The organism is Comamonas testosteroni (genome assembly GCF_014076415.1).
GTDB lineage: Bacteria > Pseudomonadota > Gammaproteobacteria > Burkholderiales > Burkholderiaceae_C > Comamonas > Comamonas testosteroni_F.
The window spans coordinates 1,461,492-1,485,680 of the sequence record NZ_CP043568.1; the positions used below are offsets into that span (position 1 = coordinate 1,461,492).

12 protein-coding genes, 5 tRNA genes and 4 rRNA genes are annotated in these 24,189 nt (G+C 57.3%); 15 read left to right on the forward strand and 6 right to left on the reverse strand.

Annotation, left to right across the window (positions count from 1 at the left end; all coding sequences use genetic code 11):
- Nucleotides 1-93 precede the first annotated feature (93 nt).
- Both rpoD and dnaG read right to left on the reverse strand, forming a co-directional pair.
- Entirely contained in the window at nucleotides 94-2,541 is a 2,448-nt protein-coding gene (gene rpoD / locus F0P97_RS06615) for an RNA polymerase sigma factor RpoD (protein ID WP_182286136.1), read from the reverse strand.
- Between the two features lie 275 nt (nucleotides 2,542-2,816).
- On the reverse strand, nucleotides 2,817-4,802 hold the full coding sequence (gene dnaG / locus F0P97_RS06620; RefSeq protein WP_182286137.1) for a DNA primase: 1,986 nt from the start codon (nucleotides 4,800-4,802) through the stop codon (nucleotides 2,817-2,819).
- 564 nt (nucleotides 4,803-5,366) lie between these two features.
- Between dnaG and F0P97_RS06625 the strand changes: the two genes are divergently transcribed.
- Nucleotides 5,367-7,013 carry an acyl-CoA synthetase gene (locus F0P97_RS06625; RefSeq protein ID WP_182286138.1) on the forward strand — a complete coding sequence of 549 codons (1,647 nt, stop codon included), beginning with the start codon at nucleotides 5,367-5,369 and terminating at the stop codon, nucleotides 7,011-7,013.
- Between the two features lie 191 nt (nucleotides 7,014-7,204).
- Here F0P97_RS06625 and F0P97_RS06630 read toward each other — a convergent pair whose 3' ends face one another.
- The 4 genes from F0P97_RS06630 to F0P97_RS06645 form a co-directional block, all read right to left on the reverse strand.
- Nucleotides 7,205-8,002 carry a UDP-2,3-diacylglucosamine diphosphatase gene (locus tag F0P97_RS06630; RefSeq protein WP_182286139.1) on the reverse strand — a complete coding sequence of 266 codons (798 nt, stop codon included), beginning with the start codon at nucleotides 8,000-8,002 and terminating at the stop codon, nucleotides 7,205-7,207.
- Nucleotides 8,003-8,121: 119 nt separating this feature from the next.
- Nucleotides 8,122-8,649, reverse strand: a complete 528-nt coding sequence (locus F0P97_RS06635) for a peptidylprolyl isomerase (RefSeq protein ID WP_087084687.1) — start codon at nucleotides 8,647-8,649, stop codon at nucleotides 8,122-8,124.
- 69 nt (nucleotides 8,650-8,718) lie between these two features.
- Nucleotides 8,719-9,303, reverse strand: a complete 585-nt coding sequence (locus F0P97_RS06640) for a peptidylprolyl isomerase (RefSeq protein WP_182286140.1) — start codon at nucleotides 9,301-9,303, stop codon at nucleotides 8,719-8,721.
- 124 nt (nucleotides 9,304-9,427) lie between these two features.
- A complete protein-coding gene (locus F0P97_RS06645) occupies nucleotides 9,428-9,991 on the reverse strand; it encodes a tetratricopeptide repeat protein (protein ID WP_182286141.1) in 564 nt (187 codons plus the stop codon).
- Between the two features lie 222 nt (nucleotides 9,992-10,213).
- Here F0P97_RS06645 and cysS point away from each other — a divergent pair, with 222 nt between their 5' ends.
- The 14 genes from cysS to F0P97_RS06715 all read left to right on the forward strand — a co-directional run bounded on the left by cysS (nucleotide 10,214) and on the right by F0P97_RS06715 (nucleotide 24,035).
- A complete protein-coding gene (gene cysS, locus F0P97_RS06650; protein WP_182286142.1) occupies nucleotides 10,214-11,599 on the forward strand; it encodes a cysteine--tRNA ligase in 1,386 nt (461 codons plus the stop codon).
- Between the two features lie 50 nt (nucleotides 11,600-11,649).
- Nucleotides 11,650-12,474, forward strand: a complete 825-nt coding sequence (locus F0P97_RS06655; RefSeq protein WP_182286143.1) for a DNA-3-methyladenine glycosylase family protein — start codon at nucleotides 11,650-11,652, stop codon at nucleotides 12,472-12,474.
- 60 nt (nucleotides 12,475-12,534) lie between these two features.
- Nucleotides 12,535-13,512: an acetyl-CoA carboxylase carboxyltransferase subunit alpha gene (locus tag F0P97_RS06660; protein ID WP_003057594.1), complete on the forward strand. Its 978-nt coding sequence runs from the start codon at nucleotides 12,535-12,537 to the stop codon at nucleotides 13,510-13,512.
- A gap of 138 nt (nucleotides 13,513-13,650) precedes the next feature.
- Nucleotides 13,651-14,661 carry a tRNA lysidine(34) synthetase TilS gene (tilS, locus tag F0P97_RS06665; protein WP_371878538.1) on the forward strand — a complete coding sequence of 337 codons (1,011 nt, stop codon included), beginning with the start codon at nucleotides 13,651-13,653 and terminating at the stop codon, nucleotides 14,659-14,661.
- A 93-nt stretch (nucleotides 14,662-14,754) separates the two neighbouring features.
- Nucleotides 14,755-16,020 carry an aspartate kinase gene (locus F0P97_RS06670; RefSeq protein WP_182286145.1) on the forward strand — a complete coding sequence of 422 codons (1,266 nt, stop codon included), beginning with the start codon at nucleotides 14,755-14,757 and terminating at the stop codon, nucleotides 16,018-16,020.
- 54 nt (nucleotides 16,021-16,074) lie between these two features.
- Nucleotides 16,075-16,167, forward strand: a tRNA-Ser gene (locus F0P97_RS06675).
- Between the two features lie 341 nt (nucleotides 16,168-16,508).
- A 16S ribosomal RNA gene (locus F0P97_RS06680) occupies nucleotides 16,509-18,041 on the forward strand.
- 93 nt (nucleotides 18,042-18,134) lie between these two features.
- A tRNA-Ile gene (locus tag F0P97_RS06685) sits at nucleotides 18,135-18,211 on the forward strand.
- A gap of 28 nt (nucleotides 18,212-18,239) precedes the next feature.
- Nucleotides 18,240-18,315, forward strand: a tRNA-Ala gene (locus tag F0P97_RS06690).
- A gap of 406 nt (nucleotides 18,316-18,721) precedes the next feature.
- Nucleotides 18,722-21,599, forward strand: a 23S ribosomal RNA gene (locus F0P97_RS06695).
- Between the two features lie 165 nt (nucleotides 21,600-21,764).
- A 5S ribosomal RNA gene (gene rrf, locus F0P97_RS06700) occupies nucleotides 21,765-21,877 on the forward strand.
- A 351-nt stretch (nucleotides 21,878-22,228) separates the two neighbouring features.
- Nucleotides 22,229-23,761 (forward strand): 16S ribosomal RNA (locus tag F0P97_RS06705).
- Together the 16S, 23S and 5S rRNA genes with 5 tRNA genes alongside form the textbook arrangement of a ribosomal RNA operon.
- Nucleotides 23,762-23,854: 93 nt before the next feature.
- Nucleotides 23,855-23,931, forward strand: a tRNA-Ile gene (locus F0P97_RS06710).
- A 28-nt stretch (nucleotides 23,932-23,959) separates the two neighbouring features.
- Nucleotides 23,960-24,035, forward strand: a tRNA-Ala gene (locus F0P97_RS06715).
- The last annotated feature ends 154 nt before the right edge of the window (nucleotides 24,036-24,189 follow it).

A 24,189-nucleotide genomic window follows, 5' to 3' on the forward strand; every position in this document is an offset into this window, starting at 1 on the left:
CTGACCTGGGCTGCATGCGAAAAAGCCCCGACCTGGGGCAGGTCGGGGCTTTGAGGTTCAAGGAACCGGCGGGCCGATTCCGCAGAGCCAGCTTTACAGCGAATCGATGAAGCTGCGCAGCTTGTCGGAGCGCGAAGGGTGCTTGAGCTTGCGCAGCGCCTTGGCTTCGATCTGACGGATACGCTCGCGCGTCACGTCAAACTGCTTGCCGACTTCTTCCAGCGTATGGTCGGTGGACATTTCGATACCGAAGCGCATGCGCAGCACCTTGGCTTCGCGAGGCGTCAGGCCGTCGAGGATGTCCTTGACCACATCGCGCAGACCGGCTTGCATCGCGGCATCGATAGGCGCCGTGTTGTTGCCGTCTTCGATGAAATCGCCCAAGTGGGAGTCGTCGTCGTCGCCGATGGGGGTTTCCATCGAGATCGGCTCCTTGGCGATCTTCATGATCTTGCGGATCTTGTCCTCGGGGATCTCCATCTTGGCTGCCAGGATGGACGCATCGGGCTCGAAACCAAACTCTTGCAAGTGCTGGCGCGAGATGCGGTTCATCTTGTTGATGGTCTCGATCATGTGCACGGGGATGCGGATCGTGCGGGCCTGGTCTGCGATGGAGCGCGTGATGGCCTGACGAATCCACCAGGTCGCATAGGTCGAGAACTTGTAGCCGCGACGGTATTCGAACTTGTCCACGGCCTTCATCAGGCCGATATTGCCTTCCTGGATCAGATCCAGGAATTGCAGACCGCGGTTGGTGTACTTCTTGGCGATGGAGATCACGAGACGCAGGTTGGCCTCGATCATTTCCTTCTTGGCGTCGCGGCTGGCGCGCTCGCCGCTGTTCATGCGCTTGTTGATGTGCTTGAGCTCTTCAAGAGGCACAACCACGCGGGCCTGCAGGTCGATCAGGTTCTGTTGCAGCTCCTGCACGGGCGGGATGTTGCGCTCCAGCACGGCGCTGTAGTTCTTGCCTGCCGCCACTTGCTTGATGACCCAGTCCAGGTTCAGCAGGTTGGGTGGGAAGTCCTTGATGAACTGCTCCTGCGGCATGCCGCACTTGTCCACGATGATCTTGCGCAGCTCGCGTTCCTTCTTGCGCACGTCGTCCACCTGGGCGCGCACCAGATCGCAGAGCTTTTCAATGGTCTTGGCCGTGAAGCGAATGGTCATCAGCTCTTCGGTGATGGCCTTCTGCACCTTCATGTATGCCTCGGTGCCGTAGCCTTCCTTGTCATACACCTTGTGCATCTTGTCGAAGAGCTCGCGCATGGAGTCAAAGCGACCCAGAGCTTCGTTCTTCAGCTCTTCGAGCTTCTTGGTCAGGGCCTTGGAGCCGCCCTTGCCGTCGTCGTCGTCTTCTTCGTCGTATTCGTCGAAGTCTTCTTCGGCCACATAGTCGTCGTTTTCGTTGGCATTGACGAAGCCGTCCACCACGGTGGAGATGACAACCTTGCCTTCGCGGATTTCCTCGGCCATGTTGAGGATTTCGGCGATGGTCGCGGGGGAGGCCGAGATGGCTTCCATCATGTCCATCAGACCGCCTTCGATGCGCTTGGCGATTTCGATTTCGCCTTCGCGTGTCAGCAGTTCGACGGTACCCATTTCACGCATGTACATGCGCACGGGGTCGGTGGTGCGACCGAATTCGGAGTCCACGGTGGACAGAGCCGCTTCGGCCTCTTCTTCCGCTTCCTCTTCGGTGGTGGCCGACTGGCCGGTGTTGTTCAGCAGCAGGGTTTCCGCATCGGGAGTCTGCTCGTACACGGCCACGCCCATGTCGTTCAACATGGAGATCACGACTTCCAGCGTTTCGGCATCGACCAGCTTGTCGGGCAGGTGGTCGTTGATTTCGGCGTGGGTCAGGTAGCCGCGGGTCTTGCCCAGCTTGATCAGCATCTTCAGACGCTGACGGCGGGTGTTCATTTCCTCTTCGGTCAGAACGGTTTCGTCCAGGCCGAATTCCTTCATCAAGGCGCGTTCCTTCGCCTTGCTGATCTTCATGCGCAGAGGCTTGGCCTTTTCGGCAGGAGCAGCAGACGCTTCGGTCGATGCCTCCTCTTCGACTTCGCCTTCCAGATCGCTGTCGATATCCGACAGGTCTGCATCATCCATGTCCTCGTCGGCCTCCTTGGCCTTGGGCTTGCGGCCGCGCTTGGCGGGAGCCTTGTCGGCATCGGCACTGGCAGCAGGGGCCTTGACAGCGGCTGCCTTCTTGGCAGCAGGGGCCTTTTTGGCGACAGTCTTCTTGGCGGCGGGAGCGGCAGCTGTGTCGTCGTCTTCTTCGGCCTTCTTGCGGCCGCGCTTGGGAGTTGCCTGCGCCAGCAGCGCATCGGCCATGGCTTTGAGTTCGGCTTGTGACTTGGTAACCACGGTGGTGTCTTTCTTTGCTTCGGCTGCAGATGCAGCACTCTTCTTCACAGCAGGCCTGCTGGCACTGGCCTTTTTCGCGGGCTCTGCTGCGGAAGTGGAAGTTTTAGAGGTCTTGGGCTTTGCTGAAGCTTCTGGGGCCTGCTTGGACTTCACGGACTTTGAAACGGGCATGAACACCTCTCACGGTACGAACACACACAAACACACAAAGGAAAACGGAAAATGCAAACAAACGCCATGAAAGCTGGCGCAAGAACAGGCCTAGCCTGTCCGGTGGAGCACAAAGACTCCATGGCAAGATGTTGGGGCGATCATTTGGTATGCAATCCTTGCGAGAAATGGGCCATGCAGTTGCTGCCATCACGTGATTTCTTCACGGTGCCCGGGTCGGAGGTGTTGCTGTCGCTCTTGCCTATATCCCTTAAATTATACCTTTTTTAGAGATGTCAAGAGGCGGAGCCAATAATTACAGATAAATTTTTTCGCCGCTGTTGAAACTCAATGTAGCGCCTTGCCGCAGTGGGGTCCGTAGCAATCTCCTTGAGAGCCTTGGCTTCTTCGCGCTTGAGGTGATCCACCAGGATCAGATTGAGCGTGCCGCGCAATTCCTTGCGCAACTCGTCCACTTCGCCTTCGGGGTTGGCATGGGCGCCGCTCATCAGCTTGTGGGCAAGCGGCTCGCAGGGTGAGCCTTGCAATTGCTCGCGCAGCACCGCCCAGGAGCGCGGGCCGGATTCGGTGAACTGAGCCTCCAGCCAACGGAACAAGGGGGCATGGCTTTGATTGCAACGCGCCAGCGCGTCGAAATCCTCATGGGTCATCTCTTCCATGAACTCCATGTGACACATCAGCAGGCGTGCGGCCTGGTCTTCGCGGCTGACGGGCGTGGGGCGCGGACCCAGTTGTGGTGGGTTCCACTCTTCACCCTTCTTGCCCCAGGGCTTGCGTGGGCGACCAAATTCCTTGCGGCCCGACCAGTTGCCACCGCTGCCCTGGCTCGGGTAGGAGGGAGCCGGTGCCGCAGCATCGGCCCAGTCGGGAGCGCTTTCCCAGTTGCCCGCAGGCGCATCCCATTCCGGTGCCTGGGGGCCGGGGGGCGCAGGCGCGCGGCGGGCCACGGGGGCGGTGCGTGCCGCCTCCTGCGCCCAGATATCGGAGAGGTCGCGCGAGTCCAACTGGGCCAGGGCTGCGATTTCTGAGAGCAGCTGGCGCTTGAGAGCGCCGTCGGGCAATAGCGACCATAGCGGCCGGGCGTTGCTGGCCATGTGGGCTCGGCCCTCGGTCTGGCCCAGGTCACAGCCTTCGCTGGCCGATTCGATGAGAAAACGGCTCAGTGGCGTTGCGTCGCCCACATAGCGCGAGAAGGCCTCGGGGCCGAATTCGCGGATGAAGCTGTCGGGGTCGTGCTCCGAAGGCAGGAACAGGAATTTGATGGAGCGGGTGTCGGTCGCCAGCGGCAGGGCCGCATCCAGCGCCTTGCGCGCGGCGCGCCGGCCCGCGCCGTCGCCGTCGAAGCTGAAGACCACGGCATCGGTGAATCGAAACAGCTTTTGCACATGCTCGGGCGTGCAGGCCGTCCCCAGCGTGGCCACAGCATTGGCAAAGCCCAGCTGGGCCAGCGCCACCACGTCCATATAGCCTTCGGTGACCAGGGCGTAGCCCATGTCGCGCAAGGCCTGGCGAGCCTCGTAAAGGCCGTAGAGTTCGCGGCCCTTATGGAAGACCGGGGTTTCGGGGGAGTTCAGGTATTTGGGCTTTTCATCGCCAAACACCCGGCCGCCAAAGCCTATGCATTCGCCTTTGACGTTGCGAATCGGGAACATGAGCCGGTCGCGGAAGCGGTCGTAGCGGCGGCTGTCATCCTCGCCCACAATGACCAGCCCGCATTCTTCGAGCTGGGGGTTGTCGTATTCGGCGAACACGCTGGCCAGGCCATGCCAGCCTGCAGGTGCATAGCCCAGGCCGAAGCGCTTGGAGACCTCGCCCGAGACGCCGCGCTTTTTCAGATACTCGATAGCCTTGGGGGCGGCCTTGAGCTGTTTGCGATAGGACTCGCCGGCTTTTTCCAGCAAGTCGCTCAGGGTCTCGGCTTTCTGCTTTTGCTGCGCCTGGCGCTGGCGCTCGGCCGGACTGATGTCGTCCTGCGGCACTTGCAGACCGCATTGATTGGCAAGTTCCTGCACGGCTTCGACAAAGCCCATGCCGGCATGCTCCATCAGAAAGCCGATGGCATTGCCGTTTTTGCCGCAGCCAAAGCAATGAAAGAACTGCTTGCTGGGACTGACGGTGAAAGAGGGCGACTTCTCGCTATGGAACGGGCACAAGCCCATGAAGTTGGCGCCGCCCTTTTTGAGCTGCACATAGCGGCCCACGATGTCGACCACGTCGACGCGGGATAGCAACTCTTGGATGAATGATTGGGGAATGGCCACCCGCGTATTCTGCCTTTTTGGCAATGGCCGAGGGCGCAGCAGGAATGGAGCAGGCGGGCAAAAAAAAGCCTGCACCCATGGGTGCAGGCTCAGGTCTCCTGATGCCTGGGTCATTGCCAGGCTCTCCTCTAAAACGTCTCCTCCGCCACTCAGCTTCGAGGTCTGCAATCGGCTCCGTGAGGGCGGAGATGCCGGTCTTGCACTGCCAGTGAAGGCAGTCATGTCCTCAAAACATCTGCGCATTCTAAAAGCGATTCGAAGTCCTGGCGATTGGTCTGTCAGATAAATGATGTCTTATAGATGACTTGCATGAAGTGTCCTTGGAATCGGAATGACGGTTTATGTGCTGATATTTCTATGTGTATGATTTTAAAATAATTTATTGATTTTCAGAATCTGTTGAAAGTACTGTTCTGGTCAATGACCTTTTAGCTTGTCTGGCTTTTATGTGCATGGATGGTGCGGGGGCATTTGAGTTGACCTGGCTCACAACAAGCCTGCATGGCGCTCGGTTGTAAGCCTGGCGTGACCGATGCTGGGGTAAAAAACGTTCAGGAGACAAACATGACAAGTTCTTTCGATCTGAACCTTGCCCCGAATACCGCCAACTACGCTGCACTGACGCCGCTGAGCCTTATTGCCCGCACGGCCGAGGTCTACCCCGAGCGCCTGGCCATTGTTCACGGCGACTTGCGCCAGAGCTGGGCGCAAACCTATGCGCGTTGCCGTCAGCTGGCCAGCAGCCTGCAGAGAATCGGCATTGGCAAGAACGACACCGTGGCCGTAATGCTGCCCAATACGCCGCCCATGGTGGAGGCGCACTTTGGCGTGCCCATGGCCGGTGCCGTGCTCAACACGCTCAACACCCGGCTCGATGCCGAGACCCTGGCATTCATGCTGGATCACGGCGAGGCCAAGGCCTTGATCGTGGACCCCGAGTTCGCGGCCTTGATGGCCAGGGCACTCAAATTGCGCAAGGGCACAGAACCCATTTATGTGATCCAGGTCGAGGACAGCGTCTATGGCGAGGCGGCCGAGCAGATCGGTGCCATCGACTACGAGAGCTTCGTGGCCCAGGGCGATGCCGATTTCGACTGGCAGTGGCCCGGCGACGAATGGGATGCGATTGCGCTGAACTACACCAGCGGCACTACAGGCAACCCCAAAGGTGTGGTCTACCACCATCGTGGCGCGCACAACAATGCCATCAGCAATGTGCTGGAGTGGGACATGCCCAAGCACGCCGTCTATCTGTGGACGCTGCCCATGTTCCATTGCAATGGCTGGTGCTTCCCCTGGACGGTGGCAGCGCGCGCGGCTGTCAACGTCTGCCTGCGCCGGGTGGATGCGCAGGCGGTGTTCGACGCCATTCGAAATCATGGCGTGACCCATTACTGCGGCGCCCCCATTGTGCACAGCTTGCTGGTGAATGCACCGGCTGCGATGAAGCAGGGCGTTCCCGCAGGCGTCAAGGCCATGGTGGCAGGGGCCGCGCCGCCTGCATCGATGATCGAAGGCATGGAGGCCATGGGCTTTGACATTACCCATGTCTATGGCCTGACCGAAACCTATGGCCCGGCTACGGTCTGCGCCAAGCACGAGGCCTGGAATCAGCTTGACATCGGCGAGCGCGCTCGTCTCAACTCGCGCCAGGGCGTGCGCTACCACCTGCAACGCTCTGCCGCAGTGCTGGACCCCGAAACCATGCAGCCCGTGCCGCGCGACGGCCAGACCATGGGCGAGATCATGTTCCAGGGCAATATCGCCATGAAGGGCTATCTCAAGAACCCGCAGGCGACGCAGGAGGCTTTCCGCGGAGGCTGGTTTCATAGCGGCGATCTGGCGGTGCAGCATCCCGACGGCTATATCCAGATCAAGGACCGCAGCAAGGACATCATCATCTCGGGCGGAGAGAACATCTCCTCGATAGAAGTGGAGGATGTGCTCTATCGCCACCCTGCCGTGCTGGCCGCGGCCGTGGTGGCCAAGCCCGATCCCCGCTGGGGCGAGACGCCCTGTGCCTTCATCGAACTCAAGGCCGGTGCCGAGACCACGGAGCAAGACATCATTGCCCACTGCAAAAAGCATCTGGCCGGCTACAAGGTTCCGCGCGCCGTGGTGTTTGGCGAGCTGCCCAAGACCAGCACGGGCAAGATCCAGAAGTTCGAGCTGCGCAAACAGGTAGGCTCGGCTTCAGCCATCTCGGTTTGAGATCTGGTCGTAAACAAGGAAGCCCGGTGCTCCAGTTCTTTGGACGGCGGGCTTTTCCGTGTCTGTCAGTTCAGCAAATTTGATAGCTTATAGCGCTTGCTATTCATAGAGTTTGGATGGTTTTCAATCTGAAATCTATGAATGACATGCGCAAGAAGCTCTGAATGAGATAGCGGCAATTGGTCGGTGCGTCAGGCCAGCTCGGGCGGCATGCGCTGCCAGCCTTCGGGCGTCACACGCAGCACCTCGCTGCGATGGGTATCTGCATCGATATGCCAGTCGCTGAGCACGATGCGCCACTGCCCGTCGTCCAGCGCGTGGTCGGCGGGCTGATGGGTATGGCCGTGAATCAGCCAGGGCGCTTGCGCGGCCTGCATCCAGGTGGTGCTCATCTGCGCGTCGGCATCCGCATAGGGTGCGCCGCTTTGCTTGCGTTGCTCGCTTTCGCTGCGTGCCGATCTGCCGATCGCACGGCGCACGGCCAGGGGCTGGGCCAGCAATTGCTGCTGCCAGGCGGCGGAGCGCGAAACAGCGCGGAATTGCTGGTACTCCACATCGTCCAGGCACAGTGCATCCCCATGGCTGAGCAGGATGCCGGGGCCTGCCCAGCGCAGTACCGTCGGGTCGGAAAGGCCGGTCAGGCCGCTGCGGCGCAGAAACTCGTCACCGGCCAGAAAGTCGCGGTTGCCGACCATGAAGAACAGCGGACGCTGCTGCGCCGCCTCGTGCAGAACGGCTGCGCATTCGGCCTCGAAGCTGCCGGGTTCATCGAGCGCATCGTCACCCACCCAGACTTCAAACAGATCGCCGAGGATGAAGATGGCGTCGGCCGTGCTGCGTGCCAGATAGCTGCGCCAGGCTTCAACCGTCTGCGGCTCCGAAGGCTGCAGATGCAGATCGGAAATAAAGTCGATAGCTCGCCAGCCGGGTGCGCCTTGCAGCTGCGCCACCTGAGGAGCAGTCGTGCGGGGATCTGAAGAATCAGTCATGTGATGATGGTACGCAGCCTGAAAACAATAACGGCCCCGAGCGAGAGACGGCAAGCAAGAGCCGCCTCGCAGCGAGGCCGTCGTCCCCCTTGGGGGAAGGCGCGCAGCGCCTCAGGGGGTTAGATCGCGATCGCCTTGTCGATCACCACGGCATCGAAAGGCACGTCGTCGTGGAAGCCCTTGCGAGTGGTGCGCACCTTCTTGATGGCGTCCACGACTTCTTCACCCTTGACGACCTTGCCGAACACGGCGTAGCCCCAGCCCTGGCCGGTGGGAGCGGTGTGGTTCAGGAAGCCGTTGTCCACGGTGTTGATGAAGAACTGTGCAGTTGCGCTGTGAGGATCGCTGGTGCGAGCCATGGCAATCGTGTATTTGTCGTTCTTCAGGCCGTTCTTGGCTTCGTTCTCGATGGGGGCAGCAGTTTCCTTCTGCTTCATGTCGGCAGCGAAACCGCCGCCCTGGATCATGAAGTTCTTGATCACGCGGTGGAAGATGGTGCCGTTGTAGAAGCCCTGGTTCACGTAGTTCAGGAAGTTTTCGGTGGACTTGGGTGCGTTCACGGCGTCCAGTTCCAGGGTGATCACGCCCTGGGTTGCGGTGTCAGCCACGTTGATGGTCACGTGCAGTTCGACTTGGGGATTGCTCATGTCTGTGCTTTCTAGAGGATGGAGTGGAGAGGCGGGCGCTTCCCGGCAGGTGCAGCGCCGCCGGGGTGTTTACTTGATTTCGGTGGCGGAGAGGATTGTTACCGGCGTTGTGGGCACATTCTGGTGCATGCCACGGTTGCCCGTAGCCACGGCGCGGATTTTGTCCACCACATCCATGCCCTTGATGACCTTGCCGAAGACGGCATAGCCATGGCCGTCAGGCTTGGGGGCGTTGAGCATGTCGTTGTTCACCACATTGATGAAGAACTGCGAGGTGGCAGAGTTGGGATTGCCGGTGCGCGCCATGGCAATCGTGCCGCGGTCGTTCTTGAGGCCGTTGCTGGCTTCCAGCGGAATCGGGGCGCGTGTGGGCTTTTCGTTCAGATTGGCGTCCATGCCGCCACCCTGGATCATGAAGCCGTCAATCACGCGGTGGAACACCGTGCCGTCATAGTGCTTGTCGCGCACATATTGCAGAAAATTGGCAGCGCTCTTGGGCGCCTTGGCATCGTTCAGTTCCACCATGATGTCGCCCATGCTGGTCTTGAGCTGCACCTTGGATTGCGCCTGGGCCAGGCTGGGGATTGCAAAAACAGTGGCTGTCAGCGCAATGGCAGACAGGGCTTTGAGGCTGTTTCGACGGAAATTCAGCATGGTCATATTCCTGGGTAAATGTGCCTTGGGCAAGACCGCTGGATAGCGGCTGCAAAAAACAGGCTCGAGGCAGCTGAGGGCGCCGGCCTGCTTCACAAGAGGGCGGCGATGGCAAAAAACTGGTTCAGCGCTGTGCAGGCTGGGCCGGGGCAGGCGTTGCGAGGGAGGCCGCAGGCTGCAGCAGGTCCTTGAGCTGCTTGAGCTTTGGGTTTAGTGCTGCTGGGCGGCCGCCCTTGGCCAGGGACTGCGCATAGGACTGATAGGCCAAGCGGGCATAGATATCGCCCAGGTTTTCATGTGCCACGGCATAGTTCGGATTGTTGCGCACGGCAGCTTCAAGTGCGGAGCGGGCCCTATCCAGATCGCCCTGGCGTGCGTAGATCACGGCCAGGTTGTTATAGGGCTCGGGCAGCTCGGGATAGTCTTCGGTCAGCTGACGAAAAGCCGTGATCGCGTCCTCGGTCTTGCCGTCATTGCTCAGCGCAATGCCGCGCAGAAAACGCATCTGTGGGTCGCGTGCATTCTTGGCCAAATAGGTTTCCGCTTTTTGCAGCGCCTGCTGCGTCTTGCCGCTCTTGAGCAACTGGGCAACATCCGTGTAATCGTCGGCGTAGGCGCTACCTGCAGCGAGCAAGGCAGCCAGGGCTGCCGCACGCGCTGCGGTACTGAACAAGTTGCGTACAGGCATGTAGGTGCTTTCATGGCGCCGCAAGAACTGCGCTGCGGCGGGAGCTTATACTGCGGGGAATTGTAGCTGAGGGGTGTGCAGCGCTTAGGCGTCTGGCCGGACCGGGATGTGTCTGGATGCTAGTGCGCATTTTTCAGCCTCAGGGAATGGCAGGCACGGTTTATGCATCGCACGCATGACCGGTGCTGCTGCTCGCCACCCTCTCTCCCAATTTCAAGATTCATGAGTTTGCGTATCTACAACACGCTGTCGCGTGCACTGGAATCGTTTTCGCCGCTGGAGCCGGGCCATGTGCGTATGTACGTCTGTGGCATGACGGTCTATGACCTCTGCCACCTGGGCCATGCGCGCTCCATGGTGGCTTTCGACGTGGTGCAGCGCTGGCTGCGCGCCAGCGGCTACAAGGTGACCTATGTGCGCAATATCACCGACATCGATGACAAGATCATCAAGCGTGCGGTGGAAAACGGCGAGACCATACGCAGCCTCACCGATCGCATGATCGATGCGCTGCACCAGGATGCGGATGCGCTGGGTATCGAGCGCCCCACGCTGGAGCCGCGCGCTACCGAATACGTGCCGCAGATGCTGAGCATGATCGCCCAGCTGCAGGGCAAGGGCCTGGCCTATCAGGCCGGCAACGGCGATGTGAACTACGCCGTGCGCAAGTTCCCTGGCTACGGCAAACTCTCGGGCAAGACGCTGGACGAACTCAACGCCGGTGAGCGTGTGGCCGTGGCGGATGGCAAGCATGACCCGCTGGACTTTGTGCTGTGGAAGTCGGCCAAGGTGGACGAGCCCGCTGACGTGAAGTGGGCCAGCCCCTTTGGCGAAGGTCGCCCAGGCTGGCATATCGAATGCTCGGCCATGGGTTGCGAGCTGCTGGGCGAGAGCTTTGACATCCATGGTGGCGGTGCAGACCTGCAGTTCCCTCACCATGAGAACGAGATTGCCCAGAGCGAAGGTGCGACCGGCAAGCCGTTTGCCCGGACTTGGATGCATAACGGCTTCATCAATGTGGACAACGAGAAGATGTCCAAGTCGCTGGGCAACTTCTTCACCATCCGCGACGTGCTCAAGGAATACGACGCCGAGACCATCCGTTTCTTCGTCGTGCGCAGTCACTACCGCAGCCCGCTGAACTATTCCAACGTGCATCTCGATGATGCGCGCGGTGCGCTCAAGCGCCTCTATACCGCTCTGGATCTGGTGGCGCCCGCCGAGGTGCAGATCGACTGGAGCAGTTCCTGCGCCGCCCGCTTCAAGGCGGCGATGGATGAAGACTTCGGCACGCCCGAGGCTGTGGCCGTGCTGTTCGAGTTGGCCGCTGAGGTCAACCGCAGCAAGTCGCCCGAAGTGGCGGGCTTGCTCAAGGCCCTGGGGGCCTGCCTGGGTCTGCTGCAGGCCGAGCCGCAGAAGTTTCTGCAGGCCGGTGCCGAAGGTGTGGACGCGGCCGCGATCGAAGCGCAGATTGCCGCACGCGCAGAGGCCAAGGCTGCCAAGAACTGGGCCGAGGCAGACCGCATCCGCAAGGATCTGCTTGATCAGGGCATCGTCCTCAAGGACTCGGCCGCGGGCACGACCTGGGAAGCGGCCGCCAAGGGCTGAGGCTGCATGCAATATTCCATCAACTGTGTGAGCAGTGCGGAGAGTCGCGCATGAGTGCGATCAAGCATCTGGACACCATGGAGTTCGAGCAGCTGCCGCTGGTGGCTGATCTGCCCGTGCCCATGGGGCCGGCTGCGCCTTTGCCTGTGGCACCTTTGGGGGCGGCAGCCATTGCTCAGCCTGCGGGTACAACTGCAAAGCAGGCAGTCGCGCCCAAAACGGCCGCTCCCAAGATTCATCTGGACTTGCCTGATGGTGTGCCCGCCTATTGGGCTGAGGCCTGCCGTCAGCTCATGCGCCGCGATCGCGTGCTCAAGCGCCTGATTCCGCAACTCGGCAGCCAGGCGCTGCTGCCGTGCGGGCAGGAGCAGGCCTTTGCCACATTGGCTCGCTCCATCATCGGGCAGCAGATTTCGGCCAAGTCGGCCAAGACCTTGTGGAACAAGTTCGCCAAGCTGCCTGCTGCCATGCAGCCCGAGCAGGTGCTCAGGCTCAAGGTGGACGATATGCGTGGCGCGGGACTGTCGGCGCGCAAGGTGGACTATCTGGTCGACCTGGCTGTGCATTTCACCGAGAGTCGTCTGCACATGGATGAATGGGCTCAGATGAGCGATGAAGTCATCATTGCCGAGCTGATGTCCATACGCGGTCTCAGCCGCTGGACGGCCGAGAATTTTCTGATTTACTGTCTGGGGCGGCCCAATGTGCTGCCTCTGGATGATGCCGGTTTGATACAGGGCATCTCTCTCAATCATTTTTCGGGCGATCCTGTCAGTCGCAGCGATGCCCGTGAAGTTGCCGAGGCTTGGAAACCGTGGTGTACGGTTGCAACTTGGTATATTTGGCGCTCGCTCGAGGCGCAGCCTGTGGCTTGATGACATCTGTCCACTGGCCGATTGCAAGGATTGCAACAGGCTGGCACAAGGAGAAATACGTTGGCGAAAAAGAACTTTCTGGATTTTGAGCAGCCCATTGCCGAACTCGAATCCAAAATCGAAGAACTGCGCTATGTGCAGACTGAAAGCGCAGTAGATATCTCGGAAGAGATCGACCAGCTCAGCAAGAAAAGCCTGCAGCTGACCAAGGACATCTACAGCGACCTGACCCCCTGGCAGATCACCAAGATCGCCCGCCATACCGAGCGCCCCTATACGCTCGACTATGTGCGCGAGTGCTTTACCGACTTTGTCGAAATGCACGGCGACCGCCATTTTGCGGATGACCAGTCCATCATTGGTGGCCTGGCGCGCTTCAATGGCCAGCCCTGCATGGTGATCGGTCATCAAAAAGGCCGCGATACCAAGGAGCGTACGCTGCGCAACTTCGGCATGACGCGTCCCGAGGGCTATCGCAAGGCCTTGCGCCTGATGAAGACGGCCGAGAAGTTCAAGCTGCCCGTGTTCACTTTCGTGGATACGCCCGGTGCCTTCCCCGGCATCGACGCCGAGGAGCGTGGCCAGTCCGAAGCCATCGGTCGCAACATCTACGAAATGGCTCAGTTGCAGACCCCCATCATCACCACCATCATCGGTGAGGGCGGCTCTGGCGGTGCGCTGGCCATTGCCGTGGCAGACCAGGTGCTGATGCTGCAGTATTCCGTGTACTCGGTGATCAGTCCCGAAGGCTGCGCCTCCATTCTGTGGAAGACCGGCGAAAAGGCCCAGGAAGCAGCGGACGCCATGGGCATCACCGCTCACCGCCTCAAGGCGCTGGGTCTGGTGGATAAGATCGTCAACGAGCCAGTGGGTGGTGCTCATCGCGACCACAAGCAAATGGGCGCCTTCCTCAAGCGCGCGCTGGGCGATGCCTATCGCCAGCTGACCGATCTCAAGCCCAAGGAGCTGCAGGATCGTCGCTACGACCGCATTCAGAGCTATGGCAAGTTTGCCGACACCAAGGCTGACAATCGCTGATCCAGCGGGCTTGATGCTGCTTGCGCACAATGGCTCCTTCGGGAGCCATTTGTTTTTGCCGAAGGGCTTTGAGTGAAATGCGCTTCAGCCCTTTATGGGTAAGTGCTAGCTGCTATTGAATTTGAAATGGGGAGTCTGTTGTTCATGCAAGCCCAGTCAGATGCTGACTTGTTGCGGGCCTCGGCTGCTCGGGTGGATACGGCTATGGCTGCATTCGAGCCGCTGCTGCCACTGGTCGTGGCCTTCAGTGGCGGAGCGGATTCGTCGGCCCTGCTGCTGGCTTGCCATGCGCGATGGCCGGGGCAGGTGAGGGCGATTCATGTGCACCATGGTTTGCAGTCTGCGGCTGATGGTTTTCAGCAGCACTGTGAGCAGCTGTGTGCCCGGCACGGCATTGTGCTCAAGGTCTGCGCCATCGATGCGCGCAATGTGCAAGGCCAAAGCCCTGAAGATGCAGCGCGTCAGGGGCGTTATGCGGCCTTGATTCAGGCAGCTCGGCAGCCTTGGCTCGATGCGCAGGGCGCAGCGCTGGATGCAGTGCGTTCCATGGCGCTGGCCCAGCATGCCGACGATCAGGTCGAAACCTTGCTGCTGGCGCTCTCGCGCGGTGCCGGCGTGGCCGGTCTGGCGGCCATGCCAGGGCATTGGCAAAGAGCAGGGCTGGAATGGTTCAGGCCTTTGCTGGAGGTGCCGGGGCAGGCGTTGCGCGACTGGCTGCGGCTGAGGGGTTTGAGCTGGGTCGAGGATCCTACGAATACCGATCAGGGCTACACACGCAATCGCATCCGGGCTCAGCTGCTGCCGGTGCTGGAGCAGGTCTTTCCGCAGTTTCGCAGCACGTTTGCACGCAGCAGTGCGCATTGCGCGCAGGCTTCAGAGCTGCTCAACGAGCAGGCGGCGGCAGATCTGCAGCTGGTGGGTGAGCCGCCCGTCATCAAGGCGCTGCAGAGTTTGAGCGAGCTGCGTCTGGGCAATGTCCTGCGTTATTGGCTGCGCGTCGCACATGGCACCACGCCTACGGCGGCGCAGCTTGCGCAGCTCATGGCGCAGGTCGGCGTTTGCTCTACGCGAGGGCACCACATCCATATCAAGGTGGGGCGGGGTTTTGTGGAGCGCCAGGGGGCAAGTCTCGGTTGGTACAATTCCTAGGTTTTGGTTTTTTTACCTGTACGAAAACCGCCGGCGCGCCAAAACCTTTGTGACCTGCGCCGTGGCTGCTGTTTCGTCACCCTTTAGTATCCAATGGCACTGATCGTTCATAAATACGGCGGCACCTCGATGGGCTCGACAGAGCGCATCCGCAACGTCGCCAAGCGTGTGGCCAAATGGGCTCGGGCAGGTCACCAGTTGGTGGTTGTGCCCAGCGCCATGAGTGGCGAAACCAACCGTTTGCTGGGTCTGGCCAGCGAACTGGCTCCCAGTCACGCCAAGAGTTCGTACTATCGTGAGCTTGATATGCTGGCCGCCACTGGCGAGCAGGCATCCTCGGCGCTGCTGGCCATTGCGCTGCAGGCCGAAGGCATGGAATCTGTCAGCTATGCGGGCTGGCAAGTGCCCGTGCGCACCGATAGCAGCTACACCAAGGCTCGCATCGAGTCCATCGACGACAAGCGCGTGCGCGCCGACCTAGATGCTGGTCGTGTCGTGATCGTGACCGGCTTCCAGGGTATCGATCCCGAAGGCAATATCACCACGCTGGGTCGTGGCGGCTCCGACACTTCTGCCGTGGCCGTTGCTGCCGCCCTGAAGGCTGCCGAATGCCTGATCTATACCGATGTGGATGGCGTCTACACCACCGATCCCCGTGTGGTGCCTGCTGCCAAGCGCCTGGGTACGGTGAGCTTCGAGGAAATGCTGGAAATGGCCAGCCTGGGCTCCAAGGTGCTGCAGATCCGTTCCGTGGAGTTTGCAGGCAAGTACAAGGTGCCCATGCGCGTGCTGTCCAGCTTCACGCCCTGGGATATCGATCTGGAAGAAGAAGCCAAGTCCGGCACGCTGATTACTTTTGAGGAAGACGAAAAAATGGAAAAGGCTGTCGTATCCGGCATCGCTTTCAACCGTGGCGAGGCCAAGATCTCCGTGCTGGGCGTGCCTGATACCCCTGGCGTGGCTGCTGCCATCCTCGGCCCCGTGGCTGATGCCAACATCGAAGTCGATGTGATCATCCAAAACATCTCCAAGGACGGCAAGACCGACTTCAGCTTCACAGTGAGCCAGGGCGACTACCAGCGTGCCATGGAGTTGCTGCGTGAAAGCGTTGTTCCTGCACTCGGTGCTTCCGAAGTGGTGGGTAATCCCAATATCGCCAAGGTCAGCATCGTCGGCATCGGCATGCGCAGCCATGTGGGCGTGGCCTCCACCATGTTCCGTGCTCTGAGCAAGGAAGGCGTGAACATCCAGATGATCTCGACTTCCGAGATCAAGACCTCGGTCGTGATCGACGAGAAGTACCTGGAGCTGGCCGTGCGCTCCCTGCACACAGCCTTTGGTTTGGACAAAAGCGAATAATTTTCGCAACTTTCCAAAAACGAACAAAAAAGCTGTTTACAATAGCGTCATTCCGGAAACGTGACCGAGTGGCCGAAGGTGCTCCCCTGCTAAGGGAGTATGGGGTGTAGAGCCTCATCGAGGGTTCGAATCCCTCCGTTTCCGCCAAATCAAAGAAAAAGCCGCAAGGCTTTTTCTTTTTGTCAAGACCTTTCGGGTCTTGACAAAAAGTTTCAAACTTTGATTTGAGTCTGGTAAAAACAGGCTACAATGCAAGACTTCGCTGATCGCAGCAAGCAACGAGATTCAAGATCGGTTCTTCTGATTTTGCACTCGGTTCCTTAAAAAAATACAGCCGATAAGCGTGGGCGTTTGAGGGCAAGCAGCCAGTTCTTCGGAACAAACTCTTCGGAGTTATCAAACGCTCACAAAAACAGTAATGAGGAAGAATTTATTCTTCTTGATTCCGTCAAGTGAGTGAGCAGTCGAAAGACTTTAAATTCAAGATCGAACTATAGAGTTTGATCCTGGCTCAGATTGAACGCTGGCGGCATGCTTTACACATGCAAGTCGAACGGTAACAGGTCTTCGGATGCTGACGAGTGGCGAACGGGTGAGTAATACATCGGAACGTGCCTAGTAGTGGGGGATAACTACTCGAAAGAGTAGCTAATACCGCATGAGATCTACGGATGAAAGCAGGGGACCTTCGGGCCTTGTGCTACTAGAGCGGCTGATGGCAGATTAGGTAGTTGGTGGGGTAAAGGCTTACCAAGCCTGCGATCTGTAGCTGGTCTGAGAGGACGACCAGCCACACTGGGACTGAGACACGGCCCAGACTCCTACGGGAGGCAGCAGTGGGGAATTTTGGACAATGGGCGAAAGCCTGATCCAGCAATGCCGCGTGCAGGATGAAGGCCCTCGGGTTGTAAACTGCTTTTGTACGGAACGAAAAGCCTGGGGCTAATATCCCCGGGTCATGACGGTACCGTAAGAATAAGCACCGGCTAACTACGTGCCAGCAGCCGCGGTAATACGTAGGGTGCAAGCGTTAATCGGAATTACTGGGCGTAAAGCGTGCGCAGGCGGTTTTGTAAGACAGTGGTGAAATCCCCGGGCTCAACCTGGGAACTGCCATTGTGACTGCAAGGCTAGAGTGCGGCAGAGGGGGATGGAATTCCGCGTGTAGCAGTGAAATGCGTAGATATGCGGAGGAACACCGATGGCGAAGGCAATCCCCTGGGCCTGCACTGACGCTCATGCACGAAAGCGTGGGGAGCAAACAGGATTAGATACCCTGGTAGTCCACGCCCTAAACGATGTCAACTGGTTGTTGGGTCTTAACTGACTCAGTAACGAAGCTAACGCGTGAAGTTGACCGCCTGGGGAGTACGGCCGCAAGGTTGAAACTCAAAGGAATTGACGGGGACCCGCACAAGCGGTGGATGATGTGGTTTAATTCGATGCAACGCGAAAAACCTTACCCACCTTTGACATGGCAGGAACTTACCAGAGATGGTTTGGTGCTCGAAAGAGAACCTGCACACAGGTGCTGCATGGCTGTCGTCAGCTCGTGTCGTGAGATGTTGGGTTAAGTCCCGCAACGAGCGCAACCCTTGCCATTAGTTGCTACATTCAGTTGAGCACTCTAATGGGACTGCCGGTGACAAACCGGAGGAAGGTGGGGATGACGTCAAGTCCTCATGGCCCTTATAGGTGGGGCTACACACGTCATACAATGGCTGGTACAAAGGGTTGCCAACCCGCGAGGGGGAGCTAATCCCATAAAGCCAGTCGTAGTCCGGATCGCAGTCTGCAACTCGACTGCGTGAAGTCGGAATCGCTAGTAATCGTGGATCAGAATGTCACGGTGAATACGTTCCCGGGTCTTGTACACACCGCCCGTCACACCATGGGAGCGGGTCTCGCCAGAAGTAGGTAGCCTAACCGCAAGGAGGGCGCTTACCACGGCGGGGTTCGTGACTGGGGTGAAGTCGTAACAAGGTAGCCGTATCGGAAGGTGCGGCTGGATCACCTCCTTTCTGGAAAAATGCTGCTTCAAATTGAACGTCCACACTTATCGGTTGTTGGAACAAGCCAGGTGGCCTGCTGAGTGACGGCGGGCTGCATGGAATGGGTCTGTAGCTCAGCTGGTTAGAGCACTGTGTTGATAACGCAGGGGTCGTTGGTTCGAGCCCAACTAGACCCACCAAGATTCCAATATCTGGTCAGAGGATCCCGGGGGATTAGCTCAGCTGGGAGAGCACCTGCTTTGCAAGCAGGGGGTCGTCGGTTCGATCCCGTCATCCTCCACCAAAAATGATAGCGTCCAAAGGTGCTATAATCGTTGGCTCAGCAGATGTGAAGCGCCAAGCGGATCGGAAGCAAAAAACCAAATTCAATATAAAAGCAGTCTGCGTCAGACTGCTTTTATATTGATCTTTGATCAATAGGCTGTTCTTTAAAAATTCATAGAGTCGAAATCAGCGTTGCTGGTGGAAAGAGTTGAAAAATACTCACCGTGCCGCCAGCAACATTTTGATTGCGTCAAAACAGATATTTTGCGAATGCAAATGTATCTAGTAATGACGAATATTCTCTAAGCTGCATCGAAAGATGCAGCCAAAGATATTCACATTACGGCATAACGCGTGAGGTGCAAGACCTCACCAGTCTTTGAACACCAGGCTTTGATTCTCGACGAGAGAGTCCAAAGTTATAGGGTCAAGTGACTAAGAGCATATGGTGGATGCCTTGGCGATGATAGGCGACGAAAGACGTGATAGCCTGCGATAAGCTTCGGGGAGCTGGCAAATAAGCTTTGATCCGGAGATTTCTGAATGGGGGAACCCACCTCGCAAGAGGTATCGTGCACTGAATACATAGGTGCACGAAGCGAACCTGGAGAACTGAAACATCTAAGTACCCAGAGGAAAAGACATCAACCGAGATTCCGATAGTAGTGGCGAGCGAATTCGGAAGAGCCTTGCAGTGATAGTCGATCAGTTAACAAAACGGCATGGAAAGGCCGACCATAGTGGGTGATAGTCCCGTATGTGAAAACCGATCGGTGGTACTAGGCTGCAGACAAGTAGGGCGGGGCACGAGAAACCCTGTCTGAATATGGGGGGACCATCCTCCAAGGCTAAATACTCATCATCGACCGATAGTGAACCAGTACCGTGAGGGAAAGGCGAAAAGAACCCCGGGAGGGGAGTGAAATAGATCCTGAAACCGTATGCTTACAAAAAGTCGGAGCCCTTAGGGGTGACGGCGTACCTTTTGTATAATGGGTCAGCGACTTACATTCAGTGGCAAGCTTAACCGAATAGGGGAGGCGAAGAGAAATCGAGTCCGAATAGGGCGACTAGTCGCTGGGTGTAGACCCGAAACCAAGTGATCTATCCATGGCCAGGATGAAGGTGCCGTAACAGGTACTGGAGGTCCGAACCCACTAATGTTGCAAAATTAGGGGATGAGCTGTGGATAGGGGTGAAAGGCTAAACAAACTTGGAAATAGCTGGTTCTCTCCGAAAACTATTTAGGTAGTGCCTCAAGTATTACCGTCGGGGGTAGAGCACTGTTTAGGCTAGGGGGTCATGGCGACTTACCAAACCTATGCAAACTCCGAATACCGACGAGTACAGCTTGGGAGACAGAGCACCGGGTGCTAACGTCCGGACTCAAGAGGGAAACAACCCAGACCGCCAGCTAAGGTCCCTAAAATTGGCTAAGTGGGAAACGAAGTGGGAAGGCTAAAACAGTCAGGATGTTGGCTTAGAAGCAGCCATCATTTAAAGAAAGCGTAATAGCTCACTGATCGAGTCGTCCTGCGCGGAAGATGTAACGGGGCTAAGCCAGTTACCGAAGCTGCGGATTTGCAATTTATTGCAAGTGGTAGGAGAGCGTTCTGTAAGCCTGTGAAGGTGTCTGGTAACGGATGCTGGAGGTATCAGAAGTGCGAATGCTGACATGAGTAGCGTTAAAGGGGGTGAAAAGCCCCCTCGCCGTAAGCGCAAGGTTTCCTACGCAACGTTCATCGGCGTAGGGTGAGTCGGCCCCTAAGGCGAGGCAGAGATGCGTAGCTGATGGGAAACAGGTCAATATTCCTGTACCGATCAATAGTGCGATGTGGGGACGGAGAAGGTTAGCTCAGCCAACTGTTGGATATGTTGGTTCAAGCCTGTAGTCGTGCCTGGTAGGCAAATCCGCCAGGCTTAGATGAGGGGTGATAACGAGTCTGCTTGCAGACGAAGTGAGTGATACCCTGCTTCCAGGAAAAGCCACTAAGCTTCAGCTATTGACGACCGTACCGCAAACCGACACTGGTGCGCGAGATGAGTATTCTAAGGCGCTTGAGAGAACTCAGGAGAAGGAACTCGGCAAATTGACACCGTAACTTCGGGAGAAGGTGTACCCCAAGTAAGTGAAGTTGTACAAACGGAGCTCAAAGGGGTTGCAAAAAATTGGTGGCTGCGACTGTTTAATAAAAACACAGCACTCTGCAAACACGAAAGTGGACGTATAGGGTGTGACGCCTGCCCGGTGCTGGAAGATTAAATGATGGGGTGCAAGCTCTTGATTGAAGTCCCAGTAAACGGCGGCCGTAACTATAACGGTCCTAAGGTAGCGAAATTCCTTGTCGGGTAAGTTCCGACCTGCACGAATGGCGTAACGATGGCCACACTGTCTCCTCCTGAGACTCAGCGAAGTTGAAATGTTTGTGATGATGCAATCTCCCCGCGGAAAGACGGAAAGACCCCATGAACCTTTACTGTAGCTTTGTATTGGACTTTGAACGGATCTGTGTAGGATAGGTGGGAGGCTTTGAAGTGCGGTCGCTAGATCGCATGGAGCCAACGTTGAAATACCACCCTGGTGCGTTTGAGGTTCTAACCTGGATCCATTATCTGGATCGGGGACAGTGCATGGTAGGCAGTTTGACTGGGGCGGTCTCCTCCCAAAGCGTAACGGAGGAGTTCGAAGGTACGCTAGTTACGGTCGGACATCGTGACGATAGTGCAATGGCATAAGCGTGCTTAACTGCGAGACTGACAAGTCGAGCAGATGCGAAAGCAGGACATAGTGATCCGGTGGTTCTGTATGGAAGGGCCATCGCTCAACGGATAAAAGGTACTCTGGGGATAACAGGCTGATACCGCCCAAGAGTTCATATCGACGGCGGTGTTTGGCACCTCGATGTCGGCTCATCTCATCCTGGGGCTGTAGTCGGTCCCAAGGGTATGGCTGTTCGCCATTTAAAGAGGTACGTGAGCTGGGTTTAAAACGTCGTGAGACAGTTTGGTCCCTATCTTCCGTGGGCGCTGCAGATTTGAGGAAGCCTGCTCCTAGTACGAGAGGACCGGAGTGGACACACCTCTGGTGTACCTGTTGTCACGCCAGTGGCATCGCAGGGTAGCTAAGTGTGGAAGAGATAACCGCTGAAAGCATCTAAGCGGGAAACTCGTTTCAAGATGAGATCTGCCGGGGCCTTGAGCCCCCTGAAGGGTCGTTGTAGACCACGACGTTGATAGGCTGGGTGTGGAAGCGCAGCAATGCGTTAAGCTAACCAGTACTAATTGCCCGTGCGGCTTGACCCTATAACTTTGGGTAAGCCTGGAAAAATAAAGACAGAACGCAAGTTCTAGTTATGCCGAAAAAGCGCAATCGAAAAGCTGATTGAAGACTCTATGAATTCGTTGGACTGAGGGTGAGCGAGATTAAGAAGTTAATCGAGGCGCCGTCAATCTGACAAAAAGTTTATGCCTGATGACCATAGCAAGTTGGTACCACTCCTTCCCATCCCGAACAGGACAGTGAAACGACTTAGCGCCGATGATAGTGCGGGTTCCCGTGTGAAAGTAGGTCATCGTCAGGCTCTTACGCCAAAACGCCTGGCTCACGCCAGGCGTTTTCTTCTCCCTCCTTGTGCTAAGGGGCGAGAAGAAAACGCAAAAACGTTTTAAAAGTGCTGTGAAAACAGTGCTACAATAGAAGGCTTCGCTGATCGCAGCAAGCAACGAGATTCAAGATCGGTTCTTCTGATTTTGTACTCGGTTCCTTAAAAAAATACAGCCGATAAGCGTGGGCGTTTGAGGGCAAGCAGCCAGTTCTTCGGAACAAACTCTTCGGAGTTATCAAACGCTCACAAAAACAGTAATGAGGAAGAATTTATTCTTCTTGATTCCGTCAAGTGAGTGAGCAGTCGAAAGACTTTAAATTCAAGATCGAACTATAGAGTTTGATCCTGGCTCAGATTGAACGCTGGCGGCATGCTTTACACATGCAAGTCGAACGGTAACAGGTCTTCGGATGCTGACGAGTGGCGAACGGGTGAGTAATACATCGGAACGTGCCTAGTAGTGGGGGATAACTACTCGAAAGAGTAGCTAATACCGCATGAGATCTACGGATGAAAGCAGGGGACCTTCGGGCCTTGTGCTACTAGAGCGGCTGATGGCAGATTAGGTAGTTGGTGGGGTAAAGGCTTACCAAGCCTGCGATCTGTAGCTGGTCTGAGAGGACGACCAGCCACACTGGGACTGAGACACGGCCCAGACTCCTACGGGAGGCAGCAGTGGGGAATTTTGGACAATGGGCGAAAGCCTGATCCAGCAATGCCGCGTGCAGGATGAAGGCCCTCGGGTTGTAAACTGCTTTTGTACGGAACGAAAAGCCTGGGGCTAATATCCCCGGGTCATGACGGTACCGTAAGAATAAGCACCGGCTAACTACGTGCCAGCAGCCGCGGTAATACGTAGGGTGCAAGCGTTAATCGGAATTACTGGGCGTAAAGCGTGCGCAGGCGGTTTTGTAAGACAGTGGTGAAATCCCCGGGCTCAACCTGGGAACTGCCATTGTGACTGCAAGGCTAGAGTGCGGCAGAGGGGGATGGAATTCCGCGTGTAGCAGTGAAATGCGTAGATATGCGGAGGAACACCGATGGCGAAGGCAATCCCCTGGGCCTGCACTGACGCTCATGCACGAAAGCGTGGGGAGCAAACAGGATTAGATACCCTGGTAGTCCACGCCCTAAACGATGTCAACTGGTTGTTGGGTCTTAACTGACTCAGTAACGAAGCTAACGCGTGAAGTTGACCGCCTGGGGAGTACGGCCGCAAGGTTGAAACTCAAAGGAATTGACGGGGACCCGCACAAGCGGTGGATGATGTGGTTTAATTCGATGCAACGCGAAAAACCTTACCCACCTTTGACATGGCAGGAACTTACCAGAGATGGTTTGGTGCTCGAAAGAGAACCTGCACACAGGTGCTGCATGGCTGTCGTCAGCTCGTGTCGTGAGATGTTGGGTTAAGTCCCGCAACGAGCGCAACCCTTGCCATTAGTTGCTACATTCAGTTGAGCACTCTAATGGGACTGCCGGTGACAAACCGGAGGAAGGTGGGGATGACGTCAAGTCCTCATGGCCCTTATAGGTGGGGCTACACACGTCATACAATGGCTGGTACAAAGGGTTGCCAACCCGCGAGGGGGAGCTAATCCCATAAAGCCAGTCGTAGTCCGGATCGCAGTCTGCAACTCGACTGCGTGAAGTCGGAATCGCTAGTAATCGTGGATCAGAATGTCACGGTGAATACGTTCCCGGGTCTTGTACACACCGCCCGTCACACCATGGGAGCGGGTCTCGCCAGAAGTAGGTAGCCTAACCGCAAGGAGGGCGCTTACCACGGCGGGGTTCGTGACTGGGGTGAAGTCGTAACAAGGTAGCCGTATCGGAAGGTGCGGCTGGATCACCTCCTTTCTGGAAAAATGCTGCTTCAAATTGAACGTCCACACTTATCGGTTGTTGGAACAAGCCAGGTGGCCTGCTGAGTGACGGCGGGCTGCATGGAATGGGTCTGTAGCTCAGCTGGTTAGAGCACTGTGTTGATAACGCAGGGGTCGTTGGTTCGAGCCCAACTAGACCCACCAAGATTCCAATATCTGGTCAGAGGATCCCGGGGGATTAGCTCAGCTGGGAGAGCACCTGCTTTGCAAGCAGGGGGTCGTCGGTTCGATCCCGTCATCCTCCACCAAAAATGATAGCGCTAATGGTGCTATAATCGAAGGCTTCCCAATACAAAAGCAGTCTTGCAAAGACTGCTTTTGTATTGATCGAAACGTCGATCAATTGGCTGTTCTTTAAAAATTCATAGAGTCGAAATCAGCGTTGCTGGTGGAAAGCACAAA

Excerpts from the sequence above, each read along its gene's own strand:
- F0P97_RS06655 (WP_182286143.1), top strand. The coding sequence starts at position 11,650 with ATGAGTGCGATCAAGCATCTGGACACCATGGAGTTCGAGCAGCTGCCG.
- cysS (WP_182286142.1), top strand. The coding sequence starts at position 10,214 with ATGAGTTTGCGTATCTACAACACGCTGTCGCGTGCACTGGAATCGTTT.
- F0P97_RS06645 (WP_182286141.1), bottom strand. The coding sequence starts at position 9,991 with ATGCCTGTACGCAACTTGTTCAGTACCGCAGCGCGTGCGGCAGCCCTG.
- F0P97_RS06670 (WP_182286145.1), top strand. The coding sequence starts at position 14,755 with ATGGCACTGATCGTTCATAAATACGGCGGCACCTCGATGGGCTCGACA.
- rpoD (WP_182286136.1), bottom strand. The coding sequence starts at position 2,541 with ATGCCCGTTTCAAAGTCCGTGAAGTCCAAGCAGGCCCCAGAAGCTTCA.
- F0P97_RS06630 (WP_182286139.1), bottom strand. The coding sequence starts at position 8,002 with ATGACTGATTCTTCAGATCCCCGCACGACTGCTCCTCAGGTGGCGCAG.
- F0P97_RS06635 (WP_087084687.1), bottom strand. The coding sequence starts at position 8,649 with ATGAGCAATCCCCAAGTCGAACTGCACGTGACCATCAACGTGGCTGAC.
- F0P97_RS06640 (WP_182286140.1), bottom strand. The coding sequence starts at position 9,303 with ATGCTGAATTTCCGTCGAAACAGCCTCAAAGCCCTGTCTGCCATTGCG.
- F0P97_RS06625 (WP_182286138.1), top strand. The coding sequence starts at position 5,367 with ATGACAAGTTCTTTCGATCTGAACCTTGCCCCGAATACCGCCAACTAC.